Source organism: Paenibacillus sp. FSL R5-0486, from assembly GCF_037975155.1.
GTDB classification, from domain to species: domain Bacteria; phylum Bacillota; class Bacilli; order Paenibacillales; family Paenibacillaceae; genus Paenibacillus; species Paenibacillus amylolyticus.
Genome location: NZ_CP150237.1, coordinates 6,481,932 through 6,504,090, shown reverse-complemented (window position 1 = coordinate 6,504,090; position 22,159 = coordinate 6,481,932). Strand labels below are relative to the sequence as shown.

Genomic DNA, 22,159 nt, shown 5'->3' with positions numbered 1-22,159 from the left:
GGAAACGATAGAAATGGAGTCGAACAAACGTGGATTTACAAGCCGATGCCATAGACCGCGTCATTAAAAACGCCATACAAGTCATGGAAAACAGCAAATATCAAATGTTCGAAATTATGGACGCAACTCGCGATGAGCTGAAAACACTCAACGAGGAGTTAAAGTCGGTGCTGAAGGAAACGGCGGAAACGATCGAGAAAGTAGATCAATTGGAGCTGAACTACCGCCGTTCCCGGATCCGGCTGACTGAGGTTAGCCGCGACTTTGTCCGTTATTCCGAACATGATATCAAGCAGGCGTACGAGAAAGCAACACAGCTGCAGCTGGATCTGATGATTTATCGTGAGAAGGAAATGTATCTGAAGGCTCGTCGGGATGATCTGCAGAAGCGTGCCAAAAATGTGGAAGCTTCTGTGGAGCGTGCCGAGACCATCGGTTCGCAGATGGGTGTTGTACTCGAGTACCTGTCAGGTGAACTGGGTCAAGTGACCCGGATCATCGAATCTGCCAAAAATCGACAAATGATTGGTTTGAAAATAATTTTGGCCCAGGAAGAAGAGCGGAAACGTATTGCTCGTGAGATTCATGACGGGCCTGCGCAGATGCTCGCCAATCTAGTGCTTAGGACGGAAATTGTAGAAAGAATGCTCATTAAGCAGGATTTTAAGATGGTCCAGGCCGAAATAGTAGATTTGAAAGGCCAGGTTCGTTCCAGTCTTGAAGAAATGAGAAAAGTTATTTTCAATCTGCGTCCTATGGCACTGGATGATCTGGGACTGATTCCAACGCTTCGGAAGTATGTGCAGGATTTTGAGGTAAAAACGAAAATCCGGTCGCTTTTTGAAACAAGAGGAAAGGAACATCGTTTATCTTCAGCCATGGAGGCTGCAATCTACCGCCTCGTACAGGAAGGTCTGTCGAATGCTGCAAAGCATGCTTATCCCACTTATGTTGTAGTGGAAATTACATACCAGGCTCAGCTCGTCAAAATTGTCGTTCAGGACAATGGGCTTGGGTTCAAACCGGAGCTTCTTGCGAAGAAAAGCAAGGATCATACCCACTTCGGTCTGATTGGGATGAGAGAACGGGTTGAACTGTTAGAAGGAAGAATAGAGATTGAATCCGGAGAAAATCAAGGAACCAAAATAGTGATTCATATCCCGACAAACGTGGATAAGGGAAAGGAGTAGCAGGATGATGGAAAACCGTGATACTGGTAAAGCATCGATTAAAGTTCTTTTGGCTGATGATCATCAGCTGTTCCGTGAGGGACTGAAACGCATTTTAAATATGGAGGACGACATTGAGGTCATCGGCGAATGCGGCGATGGTATTCAAGTGCTCGAATTCTGCAATCAGGATAAACCTGATATCGTATTGATGGATATCAACATGCCAATCGAAAATGGGGTTGAAGCAACGGAGAAATTGCGTGAGCTGTTCCCTGATGTCAAAGTGATTATCTTGTCCATTCATGATGATGAAAGTTATGTATTCGAGACGCTTCGTAAAGGGGCTAACGGATACTTGCTGAAGGATATGGAGGCAGAGTCTCTGATCAATGCGATTCGTTCCGTGCATGAGGGACATGCGTTCATACATCCGAAAGTAACAGGCAAACTGATCATGCAGCTGCGTCGTATGACGTATCTTAATGAAACAGGGGCAATGAGTGAAGGAGCTTCGAAGGAAGCAGGTGTTAAATTTGTTGCTGGCGACAATAACCCGCTCACACGACGTGAGGCTGAAGTGCTTCGCTTGATGGCAGAAGGTAAGAGCAACAAAATGATTGGTGAATTCCTGTTCATCAGTGAAAAAACAGTAAAAAACCATGTCAGCAGCATTCTGCAGAAGATGGAAGTGGACGACCGTACGCAAGCTGTTATCAATTCGATCAAATATGGTTGGGTTACGCTCTAATACCTTATGTTTTTCGTAAAGCAGTATTCTTATGGTAAGTCAGTCCATTGGTTGATTCAACCTAGACGAAGTATAGATTGGTGTTCACTCGCGCCCTTTCCAGAATGTTGGATTGGTCTGCGGGTTAATGGACTTTATCACTGCAAATGAGCAAAGTGTAAGGCTGTGCGGAACATATGTTCAAGCTTAGGCGTGAATGAATGACCTGGCCTGTCTTTCTTCGTCCGGTGTCGATCAGCGTGGAATATGAGTGATAGGAAATGCAAGTGTAACCCTTCAGGAAGTACAGCATATACTTGTTGTATACAGGGATGTTCGCCATGGGTGAGCATGACCTTCCGAGGAGGTGCAGTTGCCATGGTTGCTCATCTGACTATGATTCTGCTCATATACTTCCTGGCGGCAATGGCCGTTCATGCCATGCACCAGCGCCATCTTTCCCGTCCGGAATCTGAAGGTTTCGAGCAGATTCTGCTCATCCCTTCCAATCAGGCAGGGCGGATCGAAGGCATTGTAAGAGAACTTTGCCGGGAATTGTTATACCGTGGTAAGAGCTTCAGATTAACCGTTGTTGCTGATCGTACAGAAGCGGAAACGATTACGATTATTGAAAAGCTTATGCAAAGGCAAGGCATGGAGACATCTTATCTGCCTGCTGTCCCTGCTGATATTGAACGGGTAGCACAGACCGATCACACGTTTCGCCTGATTGATTTGCGTGAGTCAGAGCAATAAATCATCATGTGAACGGAAATGGGATTAGCATTTCGCAGATCTACAGTGAAAAGATTACAGCAGAAGCTGTAGTCTTTTTTTGTAATTGTAGCCAAGTCTGCTTTTAAATTAAAAATGGGTTTTTATGCAATCTATGGTTATTGTCTGGGTTTTGACGAGTTCATGAGTATTAATATAAACTTTTCGAAGTCAGAACTCTTAATTTAAAAGTATAGACGATTCAGATTGGAAAAAGTTTCGCAATTTTATAGAAAGATTCTGGTTATTAGCAGAATTGGTGTGATGGATCATGTTGTGTGACTAACCTTGTGATGTAAAGATTCAATTGGTATAGTGATAAGTAGATTGATCATACGAAGATGGAATATGGACATGAAGCACATGCTCCGGCGAACAGCCGGGTTGGCATGTGCTTTTTTTTGCGTTCAGGAGAAAGTACGATGGGGGAGGAGATTAAATGAAGGTTGCTTTGTATGTATGCCGTGTGGGGGAAGGGTGGAGCATGGTGTTATCACTCGATATTCGAGTGGATGTGGCTTGGTGGCTAGAGGGAGGAAGTGGGCGACATGTGCTGCGCTGGTTGCTTTTAGACAAGGCGTTACCGTTAAGTCAGGCGTCCTGGTTGGTTGAACATTTTGGGATGGAGCGAGGTATGGATCAGTGGGGCCAGCGCGAATGGCAGAGTTATCTTGCGCGGAAGCTGGATGTGTATGAATTGGCCTCGGGGGAAGTTGAGGCGAGAAAAGGTATAGCAGGCACAGCGGGGAGTGTCGCTGTGCGTGGTGCGTTGGTAGGCGGGATGCCAGATTCGTATCCCGCCGGGCAGTGGGCTCAGCTGGAGCGGGACGCGGCCCTGCTGGCTGAGCGGATCAGCGGCCGCCAATTACTGGCGGCCGAGGCGGAGGCGTTGCTGGCGGATACCGCCCAGCCGCCAAAGGAGTGGCGCGCGGCTGCGCAGCTCGCGCGCTTGCACTGGCGGCTGGGTATCACAGCCGCCCTCGAAGGGCCTGCCACGCGCCGTCGGCACGCGTGGCTTGGACGCGCGCGGAGCGCGCCCCGCTGCCACCGTTGTGGCAGCGAAGCCAGGCAGCGCGTGCCCTGCGCTGCCTGCGGCCTGGCGGCGTGCGCCTACTGCGAGGATTGCCTCGCGCTCGGGCGCAGCCGTGCTTGTGCGCTGCTACTACGCAGTGCAGCGCAAGGGGCCGTGCCACGACGCGGCGAAGCACCGCGTGGCACGGCCTTGGCCCCCACCGGCGGCGGGCTCGCCCGGTGGGGGCTTAGCGCAGCGCAGAGCGCGGCAGCAGCCGCGGCGCTTGCGTTTTTGGCCCGGCCGCCCGCAGGGGATGGGCCGGGGCGGTTCTTGCTGTGGGCCGTGACCGGGGCCGGCAAGACCGAGATGATTTTCCCCCTGCTCCAACATACATTGGACCGCGGTGGACGAGCTCTGGTCGCTACGCCGCGCAGGGATGTGGTGCTGGAGCTAGCCCCGCGTCTGGCCAAAGCTTTTCCGGACACCTCACTCGCTACCCTTTACGGAGGCAGTGACGAACGTTGGAAAGACGCTCAGCTCACGCTTGCGACCACACATCAACTGATGCGTTTTTATCAGGGGTTTGATCTCGTCATCATCGACGAACTGGATGCTTTCCCTTATCACAACGATCCCATGCTCGCTCACGCGGCAGCATCCTCCTGTAAGCCGGACGGGAATTTTGTTTATCTATCTGCCACACCGCCTGCTCGGCTCCAGAGGGAAGCAGCACGGGGGAAACTCAATCATGCCAAAGTTCCAGTACGTTTCCACCGTCATCCTTTGCCCGTGCCAAGATTGGTCAAGATGGTTACCGTTGCTGAATGTATTAAGAAACGAAATCTTCCTTCTGCCTTGAGGACTAACATCCAAATTTCATTGAAGCGTGACGCCCAGGTATTTGTCTTTGTAACACGTATTGCCCAGATTGAGGCGTTTGTGAATCTAATGCGTCGTACCTTTCCCGGAATCCATATCGAAGGAACTTCATCTCAGGACCCTGATCGCGCTAGCAAAGTTATAGCCTTTCGTGAACGTAAAATTCGTTTACTCGTAACGACAACAATTCTGGAGCGTGGCGTGACCATTCCGCGCAGTGATGTTTTTATATTGGATGCAGACAATGGTCTCTTTGATGAAGCGTCACTGGTCCAGATGGCGGGTAGAGCAGGGCGTTCCATGGATGACCCGGCGGGTAGAGTGGTTTTTGCATCATCTCGTCGGACACGTTCACAGGTGAAGGCCGTTGCCCAGATTCGGAAAATGAACGCTATCGCTCGTCGCAAAGGCTACCTGCATCCACCATCCAAGACATAATTTTGCCCAGTTCGTATCCACATATCACAATACATTCCCGAGACTGGAGGTATGCCCCCTATGTTCAACTGGCTCAGTAACATATCCGATCACGCGCAACACCTGACCCAGCGTCTCCATCACCTGCTCGCCCCACCGGGAGCGACTTGTCTGACATGTGGCACTCGAGCGATTCTGTCTTCAACCTATCCAGGCATATGCCCACGTTGTGTGAAGCAGATTCCATGGATCCGTTCCATCCGTTGCCTGCGTTGTGGTCGGGGTGTTGGGTGCCCGGACTGTGCTCGTCCACACATGCAAAACCGTTCTTTTATCGCCAACCGCAGCGCCGTACAGTACAACGCTCTTATGAGAGAATGGATTGGCATGTACAAATTTCGAGGCCATGAAAGATACGCGCCGCTCCTAACCGCGCTGTTGATTCAAGCCTTTCAAGCGATGAGTGAGGAGCAGAATTCTGCTTTGGCAAAAGAACCCCCAGCCCCCGTGGCTTATTCCGCCACACTTGCTCAACAAACGAAGCCGCAATGGCGGCCTGACGCGGTCACCTATGTCCCGGTGAGCAGCGAGCGGCTGGCCGAGCGTGGCTTCAATCAGGCGGAGCGGCTGGCTGCTGGGCTCGCCACCGCCTGCCGCCTACCTATCGTTGATCTGTTGCAGCGCCAGATCAACACCACCAAACAAAGCTTCAAATCACGTGGCGAGCGAATTGAGTCTATGAAGGAGGCATTTTCGATAAGTCCTGGGGCAATTGATATTTTGAGGGAGCTTTATAGGGGGATAATAGCTTCTAATATTGTAAGAGTACACTCATCCCCACTTTGTTTGGTGTTGATCGATGATATATACACAACGGGTAGCACCCTGAACGCGTGTGGGAGAGTTATCTTAGATATAGGATTGTCTAGGGATATTCCCATTGAGATCTATACACTGACCTTGGCGCGATCCTAGGAATTGAAACATAGGCTGAGAATTGTACTTAATAAATAAAAGGAGCCCATGGCGAAATTCAAAAATTAACCATGGGCTTATCTAATATTAATTACAGCAGACCTTAAAATGAGGTTTGCTGTACAGTAACTGTTTATATTTTAGTATGTTTGTCTTTCAATCCATCCTTCGGGACTTAAATTTTTTACTCCGAAGAATAAATCGAGCAGATCAGGTTGATCACCAAATTGCGTAATCATCATTGCATTGCATAACTGTTTGCGATGATCGGGATTCATAAGCTCTGTGTAGATATTTTTTGACATATTGGATTTATTTAATAGTTGATCAACCAGCAGTAGGCTTTCATAGTGCGCCGGCTTACTTAGTGCGGCTATAAAACTCGTAAGCTCCTGAACGCTGACCGGCAGCAGGAATCGAAAACACTGGTATTTATTATAAACCGCAGAGAATTTATGCATCGGGTGCTCCATGCCTTTTCTTCGGATCAGCCCCTGGGTGTTATGAACCATATAGGCAAGTGGATCAACACTTGCTCCTATTTCTTCTAATAATTGAATAAGCTTAATATAAGGGATTTGCTCAGTGAACAGCTTGGATTTGAAATACCGTTCCAAAAGCTTGCTCCACCAATAGCTATGATTGACAGGCAGCAGCAGTCCAAACTGTTCTTCTGCCATCTCGGCCAAACGTTGCTCTGCAGCAGACTGCAATTCAGGGAACAACAGACAGGTATTTATCAACCTGTAGCAATCCTCTCTAAAACCGTCTTGCTGCAGCAGATAATCCTCCGCACTAAACAAGGCGACACTAGGACGCTGTACATCCTTGCGGTTGGAGGCCAGTGTAGCCGCATCTACGTCGATCTTGACCTTCATTGCCCTATCCACATCACCGTGGAAGATAACCGCTTCTCCTTGCTTCAGACGGATCAGCTCCTCCATTTCATTTTCTTGGAGACCGATGGAATCACCAATGACCTGACGGTCGTCTTTGGCGAACAGGCGATGGGCAATTTTAAGGTTGGTATTCTTGATAACATCCTGCGAGAGCTTGTTTGGAATCTGATCGGCAATCAGCATGCCTTGCCCGTAGGTACGGATTTCCGAGAGCATATTATTAAAGGTTTCTACGGCTTTGCCCTTCATGTCAGCCTGCTCCTGATTGCCAGAGACTTGTACATTTGTGAGTAAACGGTGTGCTTCCTCGATTACCAGCAAATGCTGAAGATCCTCGCTGTGAAGACCTTCTGACACATAGTACTCATAGATTGAAATGAGTAGCAGTCCCATAAGGAACACCTTTTCTTGGTCATCTCCGATATGTTCCAGCTCAATGATGGTCGGTGTCTGCAGCAGCTCTTTCATGGATATTCCACTCCGGCAATTCAGTATGTTCCCTTTGGCACCACTCAACAGACTGCCAATCCTAACCTTCAGCGCGCCGCGAAGGTCACTGGATAATTCCACGGAATAACCAGCCGCTTCAATAGCGAAATCAATGGCTCCGTTTAAATCCTCCAGTGTAGGAAACAGTTGATCCCTATGTAAACCGGATTCATGAATGTTTCGTCCGGAAATGAAGTCCCATCCTGTACGGCGGTAAATATCATAAAAAGCTGTCTCCAAGATATACGGCATTGGCCCGTACATTGGAAATGCGGCGATAAACACCGACTTCAAATGGTCCAAATGTGTTTGGATATGAATATGTTCAGGAAAGGCAAAAGGATTGATCTTCAGGCTGAAAGCCCCCTCGATGCCGAGAATGTATCTTTTCAACATGGGAATAGCCGTGTCCAGATATTTGTACTCCGTCTTTGCAGGCTCCATAACCAGAAAAGGTTTCTTCTGCTCATAGACCTGTATCAGCATACTCTTGATCGTACTTGTTTTACCACTTCCCGTAACCCCTGCCACAAATACATGTCTTGTGAGATCGGCCAAAGGAAGGCTCACAGGGACTCGGGTTTCGTGCTCAAGGATGAGGCGGCCCAGGCTGATCCTATTCTTGGCATTATTTTCACTATCTGAGATATCCGCGCCGAAAGTCACTCTGCGGTTTTGTTTGAAGCCCGGGACGGGTCTCATTGGGAATGCTAGTAGTGCTGATAGGTTGTTAACATTGACATAGTTCAAGAACTCTACAGGGGAAGAAGTCTGTGCTCTTCGCAGCCTGTGTAACGACTGCGAACCGGAACGTCTCGTGAATGCCTCCATCTTGGAGGCAATTAACGAAGCTATCCCTTGTCCGGCATAGACCGTAAACTCAGTCGAGCTGAAGACCGCACCTTGGCTGTTCAAGGTATAGAGGTGATTCTCCAGAATGTCCAGTTGCTGCTTCACATTAATATTCACCAGTTCATAGGAACGGTTATCTCCACCCATTAACGTCTTCTTAATTTGATCAAACAGCTTATTCTGTTCCCCGATATGTACTGTTGCCTTCTGTGTCATATCATTGATCGTCTGCTCAAGCAGGTTGATCTGCCCGGCTATTGAATCGTTGTCTGCTACACCTAGCTTAATCTGAAGCAGAAAGGTCTCACGCGGTAGGGCACGAATCAACTCATCCAGCAGATTTTCCTCGCGTTCTTTCAAAACTAACGGAGAAGTGGAACCTCGAAGCGTCATCTTTTCTTTGGCAAAAGAGGTGTCTGGCGCAAAGTCTTCCTGCACCCAATCACAACGTGGGACCCAATGTTGCAGTATCGCCTGCATTCCATCTTCGTCCATATGAACAAAATAATGTAGCTGTTCTTCGTGATAATAAATTACAATCGAAGCCGGCCGTCCTTCAGTGCCTGCATAATGCAGGTACTCAAGCATATCTCGGACCGCCGAATATCCTTCGTTCAGTTGAACCTCGACCTCTTCTTTTCCCTGGTACACATAATAACTCTCTCGAGTGTCTTGTACAGCGAATTGTCTAATGCGATAGTAGGGCATGTGCCTCCAGCTCCCCCATATTCCAGAACAGGATGTATTCATCTTGACCAAGTTGATCTAAGAGGCTAATGCAAAGGTCGGTGAATTCTTCAGGAAGCTGATGGGCCTGATGTTGTAGCAGGTCCTTCAATTCAGCTTTATTAAACAGACCGTTCGAAAGCTTTGCACGGACAGACTCTGCGGACAACTGATTGATAACCGAATCCTCAATGAGTTCCACAGCTATGCCTTCTTCGGAGAGTGCTGCAATTTTCTGCTGTACTTTTTCGGCCCAGTCGCCCATGCTCTCAAGGATAGCCACTCTTTCTTCAAAAGAGATTTTCCGACTCACAGACAACGCTGCATATTCCTGGAATTTACCATATTGTTCTTTGAGCTCAATATCTTTACTTTTAACTACGAGGATGGTCATTTGTTCATTCACTGTTTTAGCTCTCCTTTAGCTCATAAATATTGCCAGTTGCACACTCTGGGATGGCAGTCCGGCAATGAGTTTACCGCCTGCTTCCTGGATCTCCGTAATCACCTGGGCCGCCAGATCCGGATTTTGAAACAGCGCTTTTGCTGTATTCTCATTAATTACAACAAAAGAATGGTCAGATATCTGCTTTCCTGCGGCAATCTGCTGCTGGAGTTCTCCGTTTAATAACTCGGACCTGAGATAGGGGAGCCCTCCATTCTTCACTTCGAAGGAGGCAGATTCACCTTTCATGAGGTCATAATTACGGTCGAGTGTGATCTCTCCGCCCTGAACATTCATCTCGACCTGCCTCAGGTTAGAATTGGACTCCATTATTTGCAGATCAATCCGGTTCCCTGAAGTTGCATTCTCAAGCTGGACAGGAATCTGGGAGCGCGTCTCACCGAATTGCGAGAGTTTTGCCTCCATCAGGCTTTCGCCCATCTGCCCCTTAAGATGCACATTGTTATATGCCTTCTGTATGGTATCTGGATTAGTCTGGGACAGCTCCCGGAATTCACTAAGCTTCCGATACTTCTCACTGTCCAGCAGCACGTTTAGCTTCTCCATCGTTACTGGGCTAGGTGCAAGTTCTACTGAATCGTTCCATTCCGCTGCTTTATAGCTGATTTCCAGTGGTTTTTGTATTGTCTCATGCAAGGCAGCTGATTCAGCGACCTTTTCTGTCAAGAATCCTGCAGTTGTCAGTATTGCTGGTTCCATTTAGTATTCTTACCTCCTCTTAATACGCAACGGTTGGGGCTGTCTTCTTGGGGGCCTCAATTTCAAAAACGACCCGCTGGACATCCGCTAGCTCGCTTATTGCTTCTTTGGTTAGTACACGGCTCGACAATACTTCCTCATGCATTTTTTTGATCCATTCACCCTTGATGTTTTGAAAATAAAACTCTGTTTTTACAGCTATTTTTCGGCTAACCAGCACATAATCAAAGATCAGACGGCCTGAAATAAATGTTAATTCTCCACGCTCCATCTCGTCCAGAATAACTTTGTCACTTCCTTCAGAATATCGGTCTGCCAGTTCATGCAGAAGGATAGGACTCACTCGTTTTCTTCTAAACAGTGCATAGGTGACCGTGACAGCAAGCAGCGCACTGCCAATGGCAATCACTTTAGTAAACACGCTTCCCACCCGCTTCCGGTTCTGTGAGTTCAAATTCAATTTGCTTCAACCGCTTAAGCTCACTCCTGCTGTCAAGCAACATGATATCCAGAGGCCTTGGCGCTGCCTGGTTTTTCTTGACGACCCATTCTCCATCAGGTCGCTTGAAGTAAATTTCCACACCGACCACATAACCAAGCTCATCATCTGTAATTGCGATATACAGCTTTCCGCCGACAAAGACGAGGCCTTCTCTGCGTACCGCGTCCAGAATCAGTTCATCCGTTTCTTTGTCATATAATTGCGCAAGTTCATCAATGGTACAATTCTTTTTTGTGTTGGCGAATACTCCCTCTACTAGTTCCCACACATATTTCTCCAACGGTTCTAACTGATCGATAATACTTTTACGAGATTTCTTCACAGGTTCCTGCATTTTTTCGCCTCCATCTACTCAAAATAATCTACCCATTTATATAACCAGCTTTAGTTCTTTCTCCAAATCCTGCGAGATATCGACCTCCTGGTTCATTCTCTTCGCTTTTGCTAGAATTTCCGGTGGCACCGCAGATTCCGGAACGGTTTTGGTTACGGTTGTCTCATGCCATTTTCCTTCCTCATCCAGTTGATAGCTCTTGGCAATTTCCTGAAAGCCCTCGGCTATCTTCTTGGCAAAGACCTTTACACCAATGACCGCGGCCTTGACTGCCTTCATCACTTTTTTGACCAGCGTATTCAACCATTTTCTGATATCATCCCAAAATGCGGAAATAATCCCTACCGTTGCTGCTACCCCAGCTGCGACTAACAATGCTGTAAATATCATGAATTTTGGCCTCCATGGATAAATTGATTGCCAAGCTGTTGCATCACATATGCCTCGCTTACCGGTGTGGTTTCAATCGTTACATTGTTGTTGGCCTGGATACTTTTCTTAATAGAGCTGAGTGCTTCGATTAAGTGATCATGTCTTACAATAAGTTCAGGAGTGCCAGCACCCTTGAATGCGGCCATAAGAACGGCATTGGAAATGTCACTGCCCGAGATGCCGTCAAATTGTCGGGCAGCTTCTTCAATCCGAATATCATTAGGCATTTGCAACGGAATCAGCTTCCGAAGCAATCTGGCACGTCCCTCGGCACCCGGTAATTCAAACTCGATATGAGCCAATATGCGCCGCATGAAGGCAGGATCGAAATTAGATATGTAATTGGTTGCGAATAGAATGATGCTCTTGTAATCATTAAGCAGGGTAAGCATTACAGAACGTGTTTGATTCACACTCGTATCTGTAGCATTGTTCATATTAGTGACTCTACGGCTAAGAATAGCATCTGCTTCGTCAAAAAAAAGCACACTGCCAGTTTGTTCAGCGGTCTGAAAAGCTTTGGTTAGGTTTTTGGGTGTATCGCCTACATATTTGGACTCTATGTCCGCATAATTGATTATCATTAGTGGCATATTCAAACGGTTGGCAATCGCATGCGCTACCATTGTTTTGCCTGTACCTGGGGGGCCGTAAAGGTTGATACCGATTTTTCCGGCATGTTTGTGCGTTTGGGATAGACCCCAAGTTCCAAAGACCAGATCACCTTGTTCTTTAATTGCCAAGGCATTTTGAATTGAATCCAGTGTTTTTTCGGGCAAAATAACATCGTTAAAGCTATACTTAGGAGTTACAGGAATAAAAGAGAAGGGGGTATTCCCCACTTGTCCGTTTTCTTGAACTGCCTTTGAAACATTTGTTACGGGATTTGCCTCAGAACTTGCGTAGCTCTCCGTATGGACTACTTGATGATCTAACCTTTTACCGATTGCCATATGTACAACTCCTTTTATTTTTGCTGAGGTAGGTTCATTAATCTACCATAAGATGTGTAGTGATGACGCCCTGCGGATAATCCCTTTGTTCGCTCCAGCGGAACAATATGCTACCTTCCAAACCGAACTCAATGAACTCCACTTTGCCCTGCTGATGTAATTGCTCCAGTACGTTCACAAGAGCCTGTCTGCTAGGAACACCCTCTACCTTGTTGAGGAGATCTTCCATTGATGCGATCTCATTCTCATGGAAAACTCGGGTTACGCGGTTTTCTAAAGTTTCCGGACCCAGATATCGGATTAGCCAAATCACCAAGACGCAGGCAACAATGACAATAAGTGTCCAAGCACCGATGACAGTAAACAGATATATGAAAAAAGCAAAAATCGCTACAGGAACCGCTATGATCAGGGCCCATTTCACAATGTAATACAGTGCAACAAACAAGAGCTTAACCAGAGAAATGACCAGACTGACTAGAAACACAATGAGTCCGATTCCTAAAATAATGCCTATGATACCAAGTATGATAGCCATTCCGAATTCCTCCTCTCATCATATTTATGTATGGAGCTTCGCTGCCAACTCGTTAGTTATATCCCGATCCACGCCCATTTGCGCCATTTGCCTTATTTCAGGCGGGACTTGATCCGCTGATACTTCCCGCGTAGTCACTGTTTCGTTCCAGCGGTCATTGTGATCTTTCACATAATGCTTTGATGTCTCTTGAAAGCCATTGCCCATCTTACGTAAAAACAGCTTGGTCCCATAAATCGTTCGTTGAATCCATTCTTGAACTTTTTGGATGGATCGCTTTAGCCACGAAATGGTTTCATTCCAGAAGGTTACGATCAACGTTCCTCCTACCAATAAGGTGGCTGCGACGATCAAGGAAGTTATAATCATCTGACTCTCTATCTCCTCATCTGGGCAATATGGGTGATCTATATTGCCTATATATAGTAATTCTTACCTAGTAATAATAATGAAACATGGACTATATTGGTAGTCTATATTTTTTAAGTTTAATATGATTATGTCCAATTAGTTGTTTGAATACGAAAAGATGATTTCGGCTAAAGAGTTTATTTCGAGATAAAGTCAATTTTTATATAGTTAAAGGACCTTATTATATTGCGCATACATGCATCCTTTCCACATGATGTATTGGTAAATAGACTATGGATTCATCAGAGAAAATAAGGTAATGTATAATTATTATCTATTCGGAAATGGAAGTTTGAGAGGGGCGTTTTAGCGATGAATCTAGGTAATTGTCCTCGCTGTGGTAAATTATATGCGTTGAATTTTCGAGATGTATGCTCGAATTGTATTAAGGAAATGGAACAGGAATATCAGATCTGTGTAGATTATTTGCGCGAAAACAAAGGCACCAATATCCAGGAACTATCTGATGCAACAGAAGTTTCGATCAAAACCATTACCAAGTTCATCCGTGAGGGACGGATTTCCATCGAAAATGCCCCGAATATGATGTATCCTTGTGAAGTATGCGGAACATTGATTCGTGAAGGTCATATGTGTGACTCTTGTCGTCATCGCTTGACGAAAGACTTGGCTAGTGCAGCTCGTGATGTAGGTCAGAAGGATAACGGCAATATAGGCGGACGAACCTACAATGCTGTCGACAAACTACGCGATTCGTAGGAACGAGGTCTTAAATACAGATCTTGCTATAACAAATGTTTTGAAACGTACCGATAAACTTATTAAAGATTATCGGTTTTTTTTATTATCCTAATCATTTCGATAACATAAAGATAAAGTAAGAAAAACGTATATCCATTTAAAATCTTATCTTGGAAGGAAGTGCAATTTAAATGAAAATCAATGAACCGAGTAGAATTGGCGCCATCAATTCATATCAGAGGAACGTTGAATCCAATCAGCAGGCTGATGCCAAGAAGAGCCGCCGTAAGGACGAAGTATCCATTTCTCCGGAGGCGATGAAGATGCTTGAGGAACAAAGTCGTACACAAGATGCAGGACGCATACAACGGATACAGGAACTGAAGGAACAGGTGAGTTCGGGAACGTATCAGGTAGATAGTAGCAAGCTTGCTGACAAGCTGCTGCCGTATTTTAAGTCTTTTGATAAGGAATAGGTGATCACGTAATGGCAGCACTGGACAGATTAATTGCAGTTTTGCAGCAAATGGAACAAAGTCACCGCGATATGCTGGCACTCAGCGAGGTCAAGAGACAGGTTATTGTCAAAAACGATGTGGATGAACTCATTGCCGTTCTGAACAAAGAATCCCGTTTCATGAAACAACAGGAGCCATTGGAGATTGAACGGCAGAGCGCAGTTCACGAATTGCTTCAGGAGCGGGGCATCAAGTCCATGCTGAACCTGAATATCACCGAGATCTCGAAGCTGATTTTTGATCCGGCTGACAAACTGCGATTGCTTGAAGTCCAGAAGAAGCTGGCGGGAACACTGCAGGAGTTAAAAGAAATTAATCAACTGAATCAAAAGCTGATCGAGCAATCGTTGATGTTTATTGATCTTTCAATGGATATCTTTGCTTCTCGGCCAGAACAGGATGCCACATATCAGCATCCTGCTGATAAGAACGGTAATCCAGGGCGAATCGGTCTGTTTGACACGCGTGCCTGATTAATTAGGGGGAAACCAGGTGACATCTACATTTCATTCAATCGAAACGGCTAAACGCAGTTTGTTCACACAGACGACAGCTCTTAGCACAACAGGTCATAACGTAGCCAATGCCAACACCGAAGGGTACTCGCGGCAAAAGGTAAACATGCAGGCATCCATTGCCATGGAGCCGTTTGCATTTCTGCACAGCACTACACCAGGACAGCTCGGTACAGGGGTGGAGTTCGATTCGATTACGCGTGTGCGCGAGAAATTCCTGGATGACCAGTATCGCAATGAAAATACCAACTTCGGGAGTTGGTCCATTCAACGAGATACACTTGAGAAACTGGAAGCCATTGTGAACGAACCTTCCAACACCGGATTTCGGACCGTTATGGATAACTTCTATAAATCCTGGTCCGATCTGAGTAAAAACCCTGAGGACGTTACAGCACGTCGTATTGTCAAGGAAACAACACTGGCTCTTACGGATGCGATGAATCAGATTAGCCGCCAATTGGGTGCGCTTAGCGAAGATCTGAATAGCAATATTGCTGTGAAAAGTAATGAGATTCAGGGCTACCTTGGTAACATTGCAAACCTCAATAGTGCCATTGTAAAAGTCGAGTCTCTTGGCGACAATGCCAACGATTTACGTGACCAACGTGATCTGATGACAGATAAACTGTCCAAAATCATGAATATTTCCGTTACAGATTCTCCACAAGGTTATCAGATTCAGATGAATGGAGAAGCTCTTGTTACAGGTGGAGCTGTAACGACGGAGGTAACTTCGGACTATCTGAACACGGCTTATACTGCAGGAACACTCACCAATGGTGAGGTTCACGGGATGATTAAGTCCAGAGACACCTTGGTGAGTGATTATCAGAAGCAAATGGATGAACTCGCCAACACGCTAGCTAACGGGGATATCAAAATTACGATTCCTGCAGGTTCTGTTTTACCTGAAAATACGGTTATAGATGGAGTTACTTACTCTGGGGATGACCGTATTCTTAAAACAGACTTAAAAGACGTTATTGTAAAAGGATTTAATGGCTTGCATCAGCTTGGTTACAGTTTGGATGGTGCCTCGGCTGCAGGGATTCCATTTTTCACAGTGGCAGGAACCGACCCAGCTAATCCGGTATCCACCGGCATAACAGCTGGTAATATTTCCTTGAATGCCGAGATTTTGGCCGATCCGAACAAAATAGCTTCATCTTTGCGCACTACGACGGATGCTTCTGGAACGGAAACGGTGGTTAAAGGGAATAACACCCTTGCTATACTCATTGCCAATCTAAAGGATACATCGATTAAATCTACGGATGGCCTGCGAAACGCCACAATTGGTGCACAGTTCAGTGCAATTGTAGGACAGCTTGGGGTTCAATCTCAGGAAGCTGCTCGTCAGACATCTAATACTGAGTTTCTTGTCCAGCAAGTAGAGACTCGTCGTCAATCTGTGAGCGGCGTATCTTTGGATGAAGAGATGTCCAATATGATCAAGTTCCAACATGCATACAACGCATCTGCTCGATTTATGACCACTTATGATGAATTGCTTGATAAATTAATTAATTCTACTGGAACAGTAGGCAGATAATAGAAAGGAGTGACATAACAAACCATGAGAATAACGAATAATATGCTCAGTTCACAGCTACTTTTGAACCTGAACCGAAATGCACAGCAGATGAATAATACGCAGACTCAGATGGCTTCAGGAATGAAAATTAACAAGCCTTCTGATGATCCGGTGGGTATTACTTACTCTTTACGTTATCGTGCGGAACTCGCATCTAATGAACAGTATCAAAAGAATGTGGATAGTGCGACATCTTGGCTAGATTTTAATGATACAGTCATGGATCAAGCAGGGAGTATCGTGCAGCGTTTGCGTGAGTTGACCGTACAAGCATCCACTGGCACGAACCCTCAATCTGCTCTAGATAGCGTCAAAGAAGAAGTTAATCAGTTAAAAGAACAGCTTATTGATGTAGCGAATAGTAAACTAAATGGTAAATATGTTTTTAATGGTGAAACATATGATATTAAACCATATCAATTTACCAAAGATGAGAATGGATCTTCCGATACGACGGATGCAGCTTCAGTCCTGACAGATACAGGAAAGATCAATTTTATTGTTGGCGAAAGTGTACAGTTGCCGATCAATGTAACGGGTAACGAGGCATTTGGGAATGACCAAGAAGATGATAACCTCTTTGTGGTTTTGAATACCATTATTCAAGCGCTATCAGATGGGGATCAAAAAGAATTGTCAAACCAATTGGGTTCCATAGACAGCAGGATGGATAAAATGCTGGCAATTCGATCGGAAATTGGTGCTAAAACGAATCGTATCGAATTAATGATGGGCCGTCTCGATGATCTGGGTGTGAACTTAACGGATCTTCAGGCGAAGGTTGAGGATGCAGATTATGCAGAGCTAATCATGAAATCTAAAATACAGGAAAACATATATAACGCCTCACTATCAGCAGGTTCGAAGATTATATCACCGTCTCTTGTGGACTTTCTGAGATAAAAGGAGGAGTGGTATGAATACTCTTCCTGTTGTTCAGATTAGAACGACACCATCTCTATTAAGCATAGATGCTGATCTTGGGCAATTCTCATTGCGTCAGCCTAAGGCGGATGTGCAGCTTCACACAAGACCTGCTAAGTTAACAGTTCAAAGTCATGCTCCAGAGCTGAATGTTGATCAATCTAAAGCATTCGCAGCTTACAATGGTGGAAATATGATTGATATGAATGCTCGGATTTATTCGGGTATTCAGCAGATTTTCTTACAAAACATTGCTAATCGTGTTCAACAAGGAGATCAATTAGCAGAGATTCATAAACCAGGTAATACGATTGCTAATATTATTGGTGAGGATTGGCAGGGGACTTCTTTTCCAGAGATGCGAGGACCGGCATCTATCGACAACGTAGATGTTCGTGTCAATGTTCGTGCTCCGGAACTTAATTACACACCAGCCGTTTCAGAGCTGAATGTTACGGTCAATCGACCTGAAATCGAGTATCAGCGAGGTAAACTCGACATCTATGTGAAGCAGTATGCATCAATACAGTATACGCCACCAGCTATTGATGTCGGAATGTAACAACTATAAAGTAGAGCTGTAGACAGTCTTGAAGCAGACATCTACAGCTCTTTTTGCGTAAAATCTTTGTTTGGGAGGCTTCGTTATTATGAAAATTCAGACAAGTATGTGGGGCGAGATCGAAGTGCAAGATGAGGTTATTTATTCCTTTTCCAAGGGTCTGCCTGGATTCGATGATGAGCACCAATTTGCATTAATTCCGTGGGAGGATACTCCCTTTGTATATTTACAATCTCTTCAGGAGCAAGAGCTTTCCTTCCTGCTTGTTAATCCATTCCTCTTCTCTCCTGGATATAGCTTTGAATTACCCGAGGCAGATCGAGATGAGCTTGAGATTCGTGACCAGGTTGAAGTGTATTCTATGGTCACGATTCATACACAGGTGAGCCGATCTACGATGAATCTATTGGCTCCAGTTGTGTTGAACCCAGAGAACCGAACAGGTAAGCAAGTCGTACTACATCAATCGGGGTATGAGACGCGTTGTCTGATCTGGCCAGAAGAACAGTTGAATTCCGCTAAAGGAGGTGTGTGAGATGCTCGTATTGTCGCGAAAAAAAGGCGAGTCTATCATCATCCAGGATCAGATCGAAGTTACGGTGCTAGCTGTAGAAGGAGATACGGTGAGAATCGGAATCTCTGCACCCAAACATATTGATATCTATCGTCAGGAGATATATGCGTCCATTCAGGAAGCTAACCGGGAGTCAGCTACGCCTCTTGCCGCCAATGTTGAAGCATTTATGGAACGCCTGCGTAACTCGGAATTGAAAAAAGATTAAAAATATTCCATTTTGCTATAAACAGTTGCACACCTCTCGTCGATATATAATTTAGACGCTGCTTCGGCAGGGCGGCCGACCTTAATGTCGCAGCGTTTACCACAAGGATGTGGAACTAACTTATTTTCAGGGAGGAAATTTCTAATGATTATCAACCACAATATCGCGGCGTTGAATACACACCGCCAACTGAGCACTAACACTGCTAACACGAACAAAAACATCGAAAAATTGTCTTCAGGCCTTCGTATCAACCGTGCTGGTGACGATGCTGCAGGTTTGGCAATTTCCGAAAAAATGCGTGGACAAATCCGCGGTTTGGACCAAGCTACTCGTAACGCTCAAGACGGTATCTCTTTGATCCAAACAGCTGAGGGTGCATTGAACGAAACTCACTCCATCCTGCAACGTATGCGTGAGCTTGCAGTTCAATCTTCCAATGATACAAACACAGGGCAAGATCGTGGTGAATTGCAAAAAGAAATGAACCAGTTGACTTCCGAGATCAACCGTATCGGTAACACTACTGAGTTCAATACAAAGAAATTGTTGAACGGTGACTTGTCTGATAAATTCATGACAAAAGCAGCTGTAACTACACCAGGAGCTAAAGTAGATGTAACGAAAGCTGTTGATCAAACGATTAAAGTTGGAGCTGAGCCAGTTTCATGGACTGGAACATCCAAAGCTGATGTCAATGTGAAAATTACAGGTACAGCAGATAATGGTTTTGATTTCGGAAATATTGACGAAACTGCAGCTGCAGGTAAAAACGAAATTAAAATTACACGTACCGGAGATAAATTTACCGTTGACTTTGACGGAGTAGACAAAGCTGGTACTGCTAAAACTTTGGAAATTAATGCTGATGATGTTGCGTTTGATCCAGCTACTAAAACGTACACCTACAACAATCAAGGAATTAACTTCTCCTTTACTCAAGAAGATGCTAAAGATTGGAAAACTGGTGAATCAGTAACGATTGACTTGAAAACAATTGGTAATGATGCTACGGGTGATCATAAAACAGTTGCTGAAAAAGTTGCATTGACTGTTACAGGTACCACAGCTGGTGCAGGTGCTGCTTCCGCAGTAGTTTCTGATATTGTTGTTGATGGTGACAGCAAGTCCATCATTGCTGGTGCTGATAAGCTTGACATTGAGTGGGATGAGACTAGTAAATCATTTACAGCTACGCTTTCTGCAGGTGGAACGAAGCTTTCTGAAACTAAATTCTCTTTGGATGAAGGCGAAACTCTCAATTATGATGCGGATGGTATCAAGTTCTCATTCACTGCAACAGGAGACACTGCTAATGATGGTAACATCAAAGGTTCATTCGCTTTGAAAACTGCTACAACCAAAGTAGAGACAGCTCCTGATGTAACTGCTCCTGCTGAGTATGAAGACAAATCTGCATCATTCCAGATTGGTGCGAACCAAAACCAATCCTTATCCTTGGGTGTTAACGATATGCGTGCTTCTGCACTAGGTATCACAGGCGCAGGTGCTGGCTTCTCTTCAGCAGATAACGTAACAAACGGAACTAACAACACAAATGCTGAGAAAGCTCTTGATTTGACTAGCAACACGAATGCAGCTAATGCAATCACAGTTGTAGACAAAGCGATTGCTTCTGTATCCAGTGAGCGTTCCAAATTGGGTGCTGTTCAAAACCGTTTGGAGCACACAATCAACAACTTGGGAACTTCTTCTGAGAACTTGACTGCAGCGGAATCCCGTATCCGTGACGTAGACATGGCGAAAGAAATGATGTCCCAAACGAAAAACAACATCTTGGCTCAAGCAGCTCAAGCAATGTTGGCACAAGCAAACCAACAGCCACAAGGCGTTCTGCAATTGCTTCGTTAATTTTAAATTATTCCTGGAGGAATTGGTTATCCAATTCCTTCGGGATTTTTGCAAATTTGCAAGTTGAAATAGATATCTTCTACGTGAGGATATCTATTTTTATTTACAAAAGGTGAATGAGAGGTAGACTCATGACAACAAAAAATCGAACCATTCTAGTTCCCGAGTATATGCAGGAATTTGCCTGTATAGGCTCAGCCTGTGAAGATTCTTGCTGTGTCGGATGGAGAGTTGACATTGATCAACAGACTTATAAGAAGTATGCCAAATCTCGTAATATTGAGTTAAGACCTTTATTTGATAAGAACGTCTCTAGACAACGATCAGAGCCTAATGAACATAGATATGGCAAAATTAAAATGGATGAACAAGGAAGATGTGGATTCCTATCTGAGGAAAACTTGTGTAAGGTTCAGCTCACTTTAGGTGAAGACTTCTTATCCAATGTGTGCAGTACTTATCCTAGAAGTATAAACAGCATCAATGGTGTAATAGAGAAGTCTACGACCTTATCTTGTCCAGAAGCAGCGAGAGTTACGTTGTTGAATCCAGCTGGCATTCAGTTTAATGAGATTGAAGAAAGCGAAGACAACAAAGTCTGGATTACCAAGCAGATTGTTACCGATAATCCGAGTGCCAAAAATAAATTAACAAAGTATTTCTGGGACTTAAGGATTTTTACGATTCAAGTGTTGCAAAGTCGTGATTACACAATATCAGAACGATTGATTGTATTAGGGCTGTTCTACCAGAAGATACAATCTCAGATCGACGATGGGAACATGGAAGAAGTTCTTGATACCATCACAACGTATTCAAGGATGATTGAAGATCCTGCTACTAAAGAGTCATTGGCAAATATTCCTGTAAATCAAACAGTACAGATGAAAATATGTAAGGAGCTTATGGATTTCCGTTTTGGACATGGAATGCATAACTCTCGTTATATGGAATGTGTAGTGGAAGCGCTGAACGGGATTATGTATACTGAGGACTCCGCAGAGGAAGAGATTGCAGAGAGATATATGGCGGCAAGTGAAAATTATTATACTCCCTACATGGAAGAGCATGAATATATCCTCGAAAACTACCTTGTAAACCATGTTTTCAAAAATCTATTCCCATTTGGACGAAGCCGGGTATATGATGATTACGTTATGATGGTCGTTCACTTCTCTATGATTAAGCTGCATTTGATTGGTATGGCTGGTTTCCATAAGGGCTTAAATGAGGAACTTGTTATAAAACTTATTCAGTCATTCGCTAAAACGATCGAACACAACTCCACATATCTCAATAATGTTCTTGAGCTATTAGAAGATAATGGATTCACCTCAATGGCATATATGTCGATCTTGATTAAAAATTAACCTATTTACTTGAGACCTTGGACAATCCGAGGTCTTTTTATACATATTTTTCATATTGCT

25 protein-coding genes are annotated in these 22,159 nt (G+C 44.9%); 15 read left to right on the top strand and 10 right to left on the bottom strand.

Annotation, left to right across the window (positions count from 1 at the left end; translation table 11 throughout):
• The first annotated feature begins 29 nt into the window (after positions 1-29).
• From MKY01_RS28855 to MKY01_RS28840, 4 genes are all read left to right on the top strand, one after another.
• On the top strand, positions 30-1,190 hold the full coding sequence (locus MKY01_RS28855) for a sensor histidine kinase (RefSeq protein ID WP_074092506.1): 1,161 nt from the start codon (positions 30-32) through the stop codon (positions 1,188-1,190).
• Between the two features lie 7 nt (positions 1,191-1,197).
• Positions 1,198-1,920: a response regulator transcription factor gene (locus MKY01_RS28850; protein WP_026081439.1), complete on the top strand. Its 723-nt coding sequence runs from the start codon at positions 1,198-1,200 to the stop codon at positions 1,918-1,920.
• A 357-nt stretch (positions 1,921-2,277) separates the two neighbouring features.
• Positions 2,278-2,655 (top strand): hypothetical protein, encoded by a 378-nt coding sequence (locus MKY01_RS28845; protein ID WP_036612497.1) that lies wholly within the window; start codon positions 2,278-2,280, stop codon positions 2,653-2,655.
• Positions 2,656-3,859: 1,204 nt separating this feature from the next.
• The gene (locus MKY01_RS28840) at positions 3,860-5,002 is read left to right on the top strand and encodes a helicase-related protein (protein WP_339284454.1); all 1,143 of its coding nucleotides are present in this window, start codon (positions 3,860-3,862) and stop codon (positions 5,000-5,002) included.
• 180 nt (positions 5,003-5,182) lie between these two features.
• On the opposite strand, the gene MKY01_RS28835 is transcribed toward MKY01_RS28840, so the two are convergent.
• On the bottom strand, positions 5,183-5,389 hold the full coding sequence (locus MKY01_RS28835; protein ID WP_339284452.1) for a hypothetical protein: 207 nt from the start codon (positions 5,387-5,389) through the stop codon (positions 5,183-5,185).
• Here MKY01_RS28835 and MKY01_RS28830 point away from each other — a divergent pair.
• The gene (locus tag MKY01_RS28830; RefSeq protein WP_339284450.1) at positions 5,369-5,956 is read left to right on the top strand and encodes a ComF family protein; all 588 of its coding nucleotides are present in this window, start codon (positions 5,369-5,371) and stop codon (positions 5,954-5,956) included. The two genes, MKY01_RS28835 and MKY01_RS28830, sit on opposite strands and share 21 nt — an antisense overlap.
• A gap of 140 nt (positions 5,957-6,096) precedes the next feature.
• Here MKY01_RS28830 and MKY01_RS28825 read toward each other — a convergent pair whose 3' ends face one another.
• From MKY01_RS28825 to MKY01_RS28785, 9 genes are read right to left on the bottom strand one after another with little or no spacing between them, the layout of a single operon-like run.
• Positions 6,097-8,904, bottom strand: a complete 2,808-nt coding sequence (locus MKY01_RS28825) for an ATP-binding protein (protein WP_339284448.1) — start codon at positions 8,902-8,904, stop codon at positions 6,097-6,099.
• Complete coding sequence (locus MKY01_RS28820; protein ID WP_339284446.1) at positions 8,885-9,328, bottom strand: hypothetical protein; 444 nt, start codon at positions 9,326-9,328, stop codon at positions 8,885-8,887. The genes MKY01_RS28825 and MKY01_RS28820 overlap by 20 nt, the downstream gene beginning before the upstream one ends.
• Positions 9,329-9,343: 15 nt before the next feature.
• The gene (locus tag MKY01_RS28815; protein WP_339284444.1) at positions 9,344-10,087 is read right to left on the bottom strand and encodes a hypothetical protein; all 744 of its coding nucleotides are present in this window, start codon (positions 10,085-10,087) and stop codon (positions 9,344-9,346) included.
• Positions 10,088-10,106: 19 nt separating this feature from the next.
• Positions 10,107-10,508 carry a hypothetical protein gene (locus tag MKY01_RS28810; RefSeq protein WP_339284442.1) on the bottom strand — a complete coding sequence of 134 codons (402 nt, stop codon included), beginning with the start codon at positions 10,506-10,508 and terminating at the stop codon, positions 10,107-10,109.
• The gene (locus MKY01_RS28805; RefSeq protein ID WP_339284440.1) at positions 10,498-10,923 is read right to left on the bottom strand and encodes a hypothetical protein; all 426 of its coding nucleotides are present in this window, start codon (positions 10,921-10,923) and stop codon (positions 10,498-10,500) included. The genes MKY01_RS28810 and MKY01_RS28805 overlap by 11 nt, the downstream gene beginning before the upstream one ends.
• Before the next feature lie 36 nt (positions 10,924-10,959).
• Entirely contained in the window at positions 10,960-11,313 is a 354-nt protein-coding gene (locus MKY01_RS28800) for a hypothetical protein (RefSeq protein WP_339284438.1), read from the bottom strand.
• Entirely contained in the window at positions 11,310-12,308 is a 999-nt protein-coding gene (locus MKY01_RS28795; RefSeq protein WP_282320097.1) for an ATP-binding protein, read from the bottom strand. The genes MKY01_RS28800 and MKY01_RS28795 overlap by 4 nt, the downstream gene beginning before the upstream one ends.
• A 37-nt stretch (positions 12,309-12,345) precedes the next feature.
• Positions 12,346-12,846, bottom strand: coding sequence for a hypothetical protein (locus MKY01_RS28790; protein ID WP_339284437.1), 501 nt, complete (start codon positions 12,844-12,846; stop codon positions 12,346-12,348).
• Positions 12,847-12,870: 24 nt separating this feature from the next.
• On the bottom strand, positions 12,871-13,215 hold the full coding sequence (locus MKY01_RS28785; RefSeq protein WP_282320099.1) for a hypothetical protein: 345 nt from the start codon (positions 13,213-13,215) through the stop codon (positions 12,871-12,873).
• A gap of 354 nt (positions 13,216-13,569) precedes the next feature.
• Between MKY01_RS28785 and MKY01_RS28780 the strand changes: the two genes are divergently transcribed.
• From MKY01_RS28780 to fliB, 10 genes are all read left to right on the top strand, one after another.
• Positions 13,570-13,977: a TIGR03826 family flagellar region protein gene (locus MKY01_RS28780; protein WP_076328744.1), complete on the top strand. Its 408-nt coding sequence runs from the start codon at positions 13,570-13,572 to the stop codon at positions 13,975-13,977.
• Between the two features lie 173 nt (positions 13,978-14,150).
• The gene (gene flgM, locus MKY01_RS28775) at positions 14,151-14,435 is read left to right on the top strand and encodes a flagellar biosynthesis anti-sigma factor FlgM (protein WP_047840678.1); all 285 of its coding nucleotides are present in this window, start codon (positions 14,151-14,153) and stop codon (positions 14,433-14,435) included.
• Between the two features lie 11 nt (positions 14,436-14,446).
• Positions 14,447-14,950 (top strand): flagellar protein FlgN, encoded by a 504-nt coding sequence (locus tag MKY01_RS28770; RefSeq protein ID WP_076319201.1) that lies wholly within the window; start codon positions 14,447-14,449, stop codon positions 14,948-14,950.
• A 19-nt stretch (positions 14,951-14,969) separates the two neighbouring features.
• Positions 14,970-16,547 carry a flagellar hook-associated protein FlgK gene (flgK, locus tag MKY01_RS28765; RefSeq protein WP_127549071.1) on the top strand — a complete coding sequence of 526 codons (1,578 nt, stop codon included), beginning with the start codon at positions 14,970-14,972 and terminating at the stop codon, positions 16,545-16,547.
• 24 nt (positions 16,548-16,571) lie between these two features.
• Positions 16,572-17,492, top strand: coding sequence for a flagellar hook-associated protein FlgL (gene flgL / locus MKY01_RS28760; RefSeq protein ID WP_127549073.1), 921 nt, complete (start codon positions 16,572-16,574; stop codon positions 17,490-17,492).
• A 13-nt stretch (positions 17,493-17,505) separates the two neighbouring features.
• Entirely contained in the window at positions 17,506-18,075 is a 570-nt protein-coding gene (locus MKY01_RS28755; RefSeq protein ID WP_339284434.1) for a DUF6470 family protein, read from the top strand.
• A gap of 88 nt (positions 18,076-18,163) precedes the next feature.
• Complete coding sequence (locus MKY01_RS28750; protein WP_339284432.1) at positions 18,164-18,610, top strand: flagellar assembly protein FliW; 447 nt, start codon at positions 18,164-18,166, stop codon at positions 18,608-18,610.
• A 1-nt stretch (position 18,611) separates the two neighbouring features.
• A complete protein-coding gene (csrA, locus tag MKY01_RS28745) occupies positions 18,612-18,857 on the top strand; it encodes a carbon storage regulator CsrA (RefSeq protein ID WP_339284430.1) in 246 nt (81 codons plus the stop codon).
• 144 nt (positions 18,858-19,001) lie between these two features.
• Positions 19,002-20,729 carry a flagellin gene (locus tag MKY01_RS28740; RefSeq protein WP_339284428.1) on the top strand — a complete coding sequence of 576 codons (1,728 nt, stop codon included), beginning with the start codon at positions 19,002-19,004 and terminating at the stop codon, positions 20,727-20,729.
• A gap of 131 nt (positions 20,730-20,860) precedes the next feature.
• The gene (gene fliB, locus MKY01_RS28735; protein WP_339284425.1) at positions 20,861-22,099 is read left to right on the top strand and encodes a flagellin lysine-N-methylase; all 1,239 of its coding nucleotides are present in this window, start codon (positions 20,861-20,863) and stop codon (positions 22,097-22,099) included.
• The last annotated feature ends 60 nt before the right edge of the window (positions 22,100-22,159 follow it).